This window comes from Lutimonas sp. (genome assembly GCF_051011215.1).
Classification (GTDB): domain Bacteria; phylum Bacteroidota; class Bacteroidia; order Flavobacteriales; family Flavobacteriaceae; genus Lutimonas.
Map to the genome: position 1 here is coordinate 1 of NZ_JBPCUJ010000112.1, position 7996 is coordinate 7996.

Here is a 7996-nt window from a genome sequence, read left to right on the forward strand (position 1 = left end):
AGGAGTTGACTTATATTTGCGCACTAATTTTTATACATGGATTTACTTCAGGAAATAGAAAAAAGGAGAACTTTTGGTATTATCTCGCATCCGGATGCTGGTAAAACAACCTTGACAGAAAAACTACTGTTATACGGAGGTGCCATTCAGGAAGCCGGAGCCGTTAAAAGCAATAAAATCAAAAAAGGTGCTACCTCGGATTTCATGGAGATTGAAAGACAGAGAGGAATTTCTGTGGCGACTTCTGTTCTTGCCTTTGTGTATAAGGATAAAAAAATAAACATCCTGGACACCCCTGGTCATAAGGATTTTGCTGAAGACACGTATAGAACCCTTACTGCTGTGGACAGTGTGATTGTAGTCATTGATGTTGCCAAAGGTGTTGAAGCTCAAACAGAAAAACTGGTGGAAGTATGCAGGATGCGGAATATCCCCATGATTGTTTTTATCAACAAGCTCGATCGCGAAGGAAAGGACGCTTTTGACTTATTGGACGAAGTGGAACAAAAACTTGGTTTAAAGGTAGTTCCTTTAAGTTTCCCTATTGGAATGGGCTATGATTTTAAAGGCATTTACAATATCTGGGGTAAAAAATTAAACCTCTTTTCCGGAGATACAAAACAAACCGTTTCAGAGGGAATCGAATTTACTGACCTCGATGATCCGGAACTTGACGAGATAATAGGTGAAACGGCAGCAGAGACGCTGAGGGAGGAAGTTGAATTGGTTCGTGAAGTCTATCCTGACTTTGACAAAAAAGCCTATTTGGAAGGTCAGTTGCAGCCTGTTTTCTTTGGCTCCGCATTGAATAATTTCGGTGTCAAAGAATTGTTGGATTGTTTTATAGATATAGCACCCTCACCACAGCCAAAAATGTCTGACAGTCGTTTGGTTGATTCGAAAGAAAATAAATTTACCGGTTTTGTATTTAAGATTCATGCCAATATGGACCCTAAACACAGAGACAGGCTGGCCTTTGTGAAAATTGTTTCCGGTGTATTTAAGAGAAATACGAATTACTTGCATGTTAAACTGGACAAAAAAATGAAATTTTCAAGTCCGAATGCTTTTTTTGCCGAGAAAAAAGAGATTGTGGACGAATCATTTCCTGGAGATATTGTTGGTTTGCATGATACGGGTAATTTTAAGATTGGTGACACGCTCACTGAGGGAGAAAAACTGGAATTCAAAGGGGTTCCCAGTTTCTCACCGGAACATTTTAGATATGTTAATAATGCAGATCCTATGAAGGCCAAACAACTGTCAAAAGGACTTGATCAGTTAATGGATGAAGGGGTGGCTCAATTATTTACGCTCGACTTGAATGGAAGAAAGGTTATTGGAACTGTAGGTGCCTTGCAATTTGAAGTGATTCAATACAGGCTTGAACATGAATATGGCGCCAAGTGTTCGTATGAAAATGTTAATGTTCATAAGGCTTGTTGGGTAGAACCGGAAGACGAGACCAGTGAAGAATTCAAAGAATTTAAACGTGTAAAACAAAGGTACCTGGCCAAAGACAAAAAAGGACAACTGGTCTTTTTGGCTGATTCAGCCTTTACTGTTCAAATGACCCAGCAAAAGTACCCAAGTGTGAAACTCCACTTTGTAAGTGAATTTAAATAGAGTTAACCGGGTTTGGCACAGAGATTGAGCTAAGCTCTACAGTTAAAAATATGTAAGGATTAGCAATAAATTAAAACTTCAAATATGAAATCAGTCATCTTATCATCGATAGCAGTTTCCATGTTATTCGTTTCCTGCGGTTCGTCTTCAAGTAGTTCAACGTATCAAGATCCACATTCTCGCATGCACAGTCAGATGCACAACGAATTATATCAGGAAGAAATTGAAAAAGAATTAAACAAACAGGTGGGAGTATTCGCAGGAATATACAACGGTACCATTCCATGCAAAAGCTGTGATGGAATTGAAATGAGTCTTGAATTAAACGAAGATTTTTCTTATGAGGCCTCGACCAATTTTAAAGGAAATCCCGAAAAAAATGAAACGGCTCAGGGAACCTATGATTTACATACAGATGGCATTGTGGCTTTAGACAAACCTATCAGCGGGATGTTGTTTTTTCAAAAAAAGGGTACGGAGCTGATTATTTTAGATGAAAATGCCAAAGAGATTATAGCGATAGATAATGCTGCTTATTTTTTAAGATTAAGCGCTAAAAAAAAAGGGATTAAATTTGAATCAGACGACCCTGCCATAAAACTACTCATGACCAAATGGGATGAAGGACTCCTATTTCAAGCGAAAGGTCAAGATGGGAATTGGGCATTGCAAATGAAGAACACTGATTCCATTAGTTTTATTTCACCTGATGGTATTTTGTATAAATTTAAAGGCGCCAAGCCTTTACCGAGTATGGATCCTGCTATCATTGACTACAGAATTGTTTCTGATAAAGCAGAGATTTTACTTCAATTAACTGAAAAGCCATGCGAAACAAACACGGAGAACCCAAAGCAGACTTTTCAAGTGACGCTTAACTTTAAAGAAACCAAAAAGAAAGAATCGCAGACACTTGAAGGATGTGGCACCTTCGTACCCAATTATAAGCTCAGTGGGAAATGGAAAATTATTGAAGTAGACGGCACAGAAATAAATGATGATTCCTTCCCGAATAAAGAAGCCTATTTGATCCTGGATCCTTTTGAAGGAACAGTCTCCGGCAACGACGGTTGTAATGGTTTTTTTGGAAAAATGACAAATAAAGGGTATCAAGTTTCTTTTGGCCCTACGGCAGGAACTTTAATGGCATGTACCAATGCTGATTTAAGTGCCGTTTTGATGGGTGCTATTTCGGATAAAACAGTCAACTACCAACTTTCAAATCATTTAAGTTTTTTTGCGGGTGACAAAAAAGTAATGGTCCTAAAACGCTTTAATTAATCCGAATCCTTCTGTAGATTCGTCTTAGTTTTATTTCTATATTTACCCTACGGATTATTTGACCAAAATTATAGCATGCATTCAAGAACCATTGCCAATGGAATTTTACGCGCTTTAGGTGTTGTTGTTTCCATCCTATTGCTCATTTATTTTCTGTATAAAATTCAGAGTGTAATCATCTACCTGATTATCGCTACGGTCCTTTCATTGGTGGCCCAACCCCTGCTTCGTTTTTTAAAAGAGCGACTCAAGTTCCCGAACATCATGGCGGTAGTCATCACCATGGCTATATTTCTTATGATTATCATGGGTGTTATTTCGATGTTTATTCCGCTCATTAAAGAACAAGGTCATAATATTTCTCTTCTCAATACCGAAGAGCTTCGAAGAAGAATTTTCAATTTATTTAATGAAATTGACATATTCTTTTCTGCCAGAAGAATCAATCTTTTTGGTGAATTGAAAAATATTGACCTGACGTCCAATATTGCCTCCATTCCGAGTTTGTTGAATTCTTTTGTGGGTGTTGTGGGCACCTTTAGCATGGGTTTGTTCTCCGTACTGTTTATTACCTTCTTCTTCCTGAAAGACAACAGGTTACTGCACAATGTTTTTGTGTTGATTACCCCAGATAAGAACGAAGGGAAGATCTTAAATTCATTGAAAAAAATTAATGATTTATTATCCAGGTATTTTATCGGATTAATCATTCAGATTTCCATCCTTTTTGCAATATATTCTATAACGCTGCTGATTTTCAATATTAAAAGCGCGGTGGTCATTGCCTTTTTATGTGCACTCTTAAATCTTATACCCTATATCGGTCCTATTATCGGAGGCGCATTAATGATGCTCCTAACGATGACAAGCAGCCTGGAGTATGATTTTCAATCCCATATTTTACCGGTAACAAGCTATGTGTTGGTAGGATATATTATTGCTCAACTCATCGACAACTTTTTTAGTCAACCCATTATCTTTTCAAAGAGTGTTAAATCACATCCCCTGGAAATTTTCCTGATCATTGTTATCGGAGGCCTGTTATTTGGTATTAAAGGAATGATTTTCGCTGTACCTACTTATACCGTGATCAAGGTGGTTTTGAAAGAGTTTCTTTCCGATAATCCCATTGTCAAATCCCTGACCAAAGATTTCGATTAGTTTGAATCAGGGAGTGTTACATACTGAGACACAAGAATTCATTAATAATCAATTGCATGCGGACCTGTCCAAATTGATTTTAAAAGGCTCTCCTTTTAAAGAAGTCACAATTCAGGAATTAGCAGATCAGCTGAAATCCAAACTAAAATCGAAGCATAAACTACCTTCCTGGTTTGAAACCGAAGGTATTTATTATCCAAAACCCCTGAGTATTGAACAAACTTCTTCCGAGAGAACGGCAGCCTATAAAGCCTCACTGATTACCGGAGAATCCATCATTGATCTTACAGGTGGATTTGGCGTTGACAGCTTCTTTTTTGCAAAGAAGTTTTCGTCTTTAACACATTGCGAAATTAATTCAGAATTATCAGAAATTGTTGCCTATAATTATACAAAGCTAGGTGTCAAAAACTGTCACTGCCTGGCCATTGATGGTATAGAAAAACTCAAAGCAGATCCGACAACTTACGATTGGATCTATGTAGATCCATCAAGAAGGGATGACTTAAAATCCAAGGTTTTTCAGGTGGAAGATTGCCTACCTGATATCAGTCTGCATCTTGATCTTTTATTAGAGCGATCCACGAACATAATGGTGAAATTATCTCCTTTTCTGGATATATCATCAACCATTAATCGCTTAAAATTTATAAAAGAAATACATATTATAGCGGTTAAAAATGATGTAAAAGAGTTACTCTTTTTGATTCAAAAAGGGTACTCCAATCCTATCAAGATCAAAACTGTTAATATGCTGAAGGAAGCTGAGCAGGTCTTTGAAGGCAGGTATCCGTCAAGAGCAGAAGCCTCAATTTCTCATCCCCTTCATTTTTTATATGAACCTAATACCGCTCTTTTAAAATCAGGACTTTTCAATGAAGTATCACATGATTTAAAAATTCATAAATTACATACAAACAGTCACTTATACACATCAGAAACATTGATTCATTTTCCAGGAAGATGCTTTTTGATCAGCAATGTTTTTAAATACAGTAAGAAACTTATTAAGAAACATGTCACAGGATCAAAGGCAAATATTACCACCAGAAATTTTCGAGAATCAGTAGCGCAGATACGGAAAAAAACGGGGATTAAAGAAGGAGGCGATGACTACTTATTCTTCACGACCGATATGGACAACAAGGCAATTGTTATTCTGTGCAAGAAAGTTTAACAGTCAGCTTTTAAAGGGATAGGATTTATTTCTTATTTTTAGTTCAGAATAATCAATTCAAGATCATGGCCAATAAGAATATTCGAGCCCTCTCATCGAGAAAGGGACTTGAAAATAACCTGTTTGAAAACATTGCAGAATTATCGAATAAGAACGCCTCTGAAGAAGATTTTCAGACTCTTTCCAAAAAATTTATGATTGACGATTCTGTCATTTTTGGAACAGCTTCTTTTTATGATTTTACCAAGCCCGCAGAAAGAAATAAGAGCATACGTGTTTGTAACGGAACTGCATGTATGGTTGCCGGTTCTCAATCAAAGATCAACTCCCTGGTAAAGGATCGGGTAAAAAGTGACGAAATAGGTCACGTAGCCTGTATAGGTCATTGTCATACCAACGGAGCGGTGATGTTTAAAGATCATACCTATTCGATTGAATCGACAAAAGACCTGGATGACATATTATCGAGAGAAGATCATAACAGATATATAAAAAACGACTATCATATAGCAAGTAATACGGAGCCCATTCTCACCGGTAAAATAGAAAACCTGCAAGAATTCTTTGCTTTATCACATGATTTTATAAATCAGAAAGAGCGTATCATTTCAGAACTGAAGGACTCGAATCTCAGAGGGCGCGGCGGAGCCGGATTCCCGTTTTGGTTTAAACTGGATGCTGTTTCACGTGAGAGCAATGCTCAAAAATATATTGTCTGCAATGCTGATGAAGGTGATCCTGGCGCTTATAGTGACATGTACCTGATGGAACATCAACCTTTTAAAGTGCTTTTTGGCATGTATATGTCGGGTGTTTGTGTTGGCGCAGATACAGGTGTCATTTATATTAGAGGTGAGTATCCAAACTCGATCAGAACCATGGTTGCGGCCATTGAAAAACTAACTGAAAAAAAGCTGCTTGAGAACTTTAAATTCAAAATAATCAAAGGACAAGGAAGCTATGTATGTGGAGAAGAAACCGCTTTACTCAATTCCATAGAAGGACTTCGGCCAGAAGTAAGGGTAAGACCCCCCTATCCGGCTCAGTACGGATTATATGGCAAACCAACGGTTTTAAGCAATGTTGAGACTTTTGCAAACATCCATTGGATTTTAAAACACCAGGGAAAAAGCTATAGTAAATTGGGCACAAAGCAGTCCTCAGGAACCAAACTCGTATCTCTGGACAGTTTTTTTAACCGGCCAGGAATGTATGAAATTGAAATGGGAACTCCCTTGAGTGAGATTTTCAAGACCTATGGTAAAGGACTAAAAAGTGCTATAAAAGGTTTTCAGATAGGAGGTCCACTCGGCGGCATAATCCCTACGAACAAAATCAAAGATCTTGATTTGGATTTTGAATCTTTGGATAATGCTGGCTTTCTTTTAGGGCATGCCAGCGTTGTTTCGATACCTGAAGAATTCCCTATGATCAAATTTATCACTCACCTGCTTGAATTTACTGCGGAAGAAAGCTGCGGAAAATGCTATCCCTGCAGAATTGGGTCCTACCGTGGCTATGAAATGCTGGAAAAAGCCCAACATGAAGATTATAAAATTGACAAGCAATTGTTTGATGATTTGATAGAAACACTGGAAATAGGGTCGCTTTGCGCCTTGGGAGGTGGTGTTCCTCTTCCTATTAAAAATGCCTTGCACTATTTTCAACCTGAATTAAAATCTTATTTCCATTCTTAAACCTAAACGTATGAATGTATATTTGAACGACGTTGCACATACCGCTTTTGACAATGAAACCATTCTTGAATTTGTCAGAAGAATCGAAAATCATTCTTCCATTCCGACCATGTGTCAGGATGACCGGCTGGAAAACTTTGGATCTTGTCGTGTTTGTTCAGTAGAGGTAGCTAGAGAAAAAAACGGTGAAACAAAAACTGTGGCTTCTTGCCATACCCCGGTTTTTGAAGGCGCCTATATTTATCATCAAACGGAGAGGATTCTGCGATTGAGAAAAAATATCCTGGAACTCGTACTCACAGATTATCCTTCTGATAAGGTATTTCCGGAAAAAGGAAGAAAGGCAACAGAATTCCAAAGAACAATTGCCGACATTGGAATACCAAATGTGAGATATCCGAAAGGTAAGAATTCCTTGGATCTTGAAAAAGATCATTCCCATCCTTATATTAAATCGGATCTGGCTCAATGCATCAATTGCTATCGATGTGTGAGGGCCTGTGAGGAGATTCAGGGAGAAATGGTCTTAGGGATGAGTGGTCGAGGGTTCGCCACTCAAATCATAAAAGGTTTTGATACAAACTTTGATCTTTCGGCTTGTGTGTCCTGTGGTGCCTGTGTCCAAACTTGTCCGACAGAAGCTCTTTCTGATAAATTCAGTACCAAAACTCTTATACCCGATGAAACCATCAGAACTACCTGCACGTATTGCGGAGTCGGCTGCCAGCTGAACGTATCGGTAATCAATGGTGAGATTAAGGGTATTCAAGCACCGGAAACCGCTGAAGTTAATCAAGGTCACACCTGTTTAAAGGGACGTTTTGCCTTTCAATTTTACAATCATCCGGATCGTTTGCGAGATCCGCTGATCAAAAAAAACGGAACATTTGAAGTTGTTAGCTGGGAGGAGGCCTACAATTTTATAGCCGAAAAATTACTTAAAGTACGGGACACCTATGGAAAGGATGCCATAGGCTGCATCTCTTCTTCACGGGCCAACAATGAGGAAAATTACCTCCTGCAAAAAATGACAAGAATTGCCTTAAACACCAAT

The 7996-nt window shown here is 38.2% G+C and carries 6 protein-coding genes; all 6 read left to right on the top strand.

Features of this window, described 5'->3' with window-relative positions:
- The first annotated feature begins 36 nt into the window (after positions 1–36).
- Positions 37–1626, top strand: coding sequence for a peptide chain release factor 3 (locus ACR2MV_RS10675; RefSeq protein WP_434021902.1), 1590 nt, complete (start codon positions 37–39; stop codon positions 1624–1626).
- A gap of 84 nt (positions 1627–1710) precedes the next feature.
- Complete coding sequence (locus ACR2MV_RS10680) at positions 1711–2907, top strand: copper resistance protein NlpE N-terminal domain-containing protein (protein ID WP_434021903.1); 1197 nt, start codon at positions 1711–1713, stop codon at positions 2905–2907.
- Between the two features lie 75 nt (positions 2908–2982).
- A complete protein-coding gene (locus ACR2MV_RS10685; RefSeq protein WP_434021904.1) occupies positions 2983–4068 on the top strand; it encodes an AI-2E family transporter in 1086 nt (361 codons plus the stop codon).
- A gap of 1 nt (position 4069) precedes the next feature.
- Positions 4070–5245: a THUMP-like domain-containing protein gene (locus ACR2MV_RS10690; RefSeq protein WP_434021905.1), complete on the top strand. Its 1176-nt coding sequence runs from the start codon at positions 4070–4072 to the stop codon at positions 5243–5245.
- Positions 5246–5310: 65 nt separating this feature from the next.
- On the top strand, positions 5311–6942 hold the full coding sequence (locus tag ACR2MV_RS10695) for an NADH-ubiquinone oxidoreductase-F iron-sulfur binding region domain-containing protein (RefSeq protein WP_434021906.1): 1632 nt from the start codon (positions 5311–5313) through the stop codon (positions 6940–6942).
- A 10-nt stretch (positions 6943–6952) separates the two neighbouring features.
- A partial coding sequence (locus ACR2MV_RS10700; protein WP_434021907.1) for a molybdopterin-dependent oxidoreductase occupies positions 6953–7996 on the top strand: 1044 nt, incomplete at its 3' end.

Bases quoted from the DNA above. Each gene is read 5' to 3' on its own strand.
- ACR2MV_RS10680 (WP_434021903.1), top strand. From the start codon at position 1,711: ATGAAATCAGTCATCTTATCATCGATAGCAGTTTCCATGTTATTCGTT.
- ACR2MV_RS10685 (WP_434021904.1), top strand. From the start codon at position 2,983: ATGCATTCAAGAACCATTGCCAATGGAATTTTACGCGCTTTAGGTGTT.
- ACR2MV_RS10695 (WP_434021906.1), top strand. From the start codon at position 5,311: ATGGCCAATAAGAATATTCGAGCCCTCTCATCGAGAAAGGGACTTGAA.
- ACR2MV_RS10675 (WP_434021902.1), top strand. From the start codon at position 37: ATGGATTTACTTCAGGAAATAGAAAAAAGGAGAACTTTTGGTATTATC.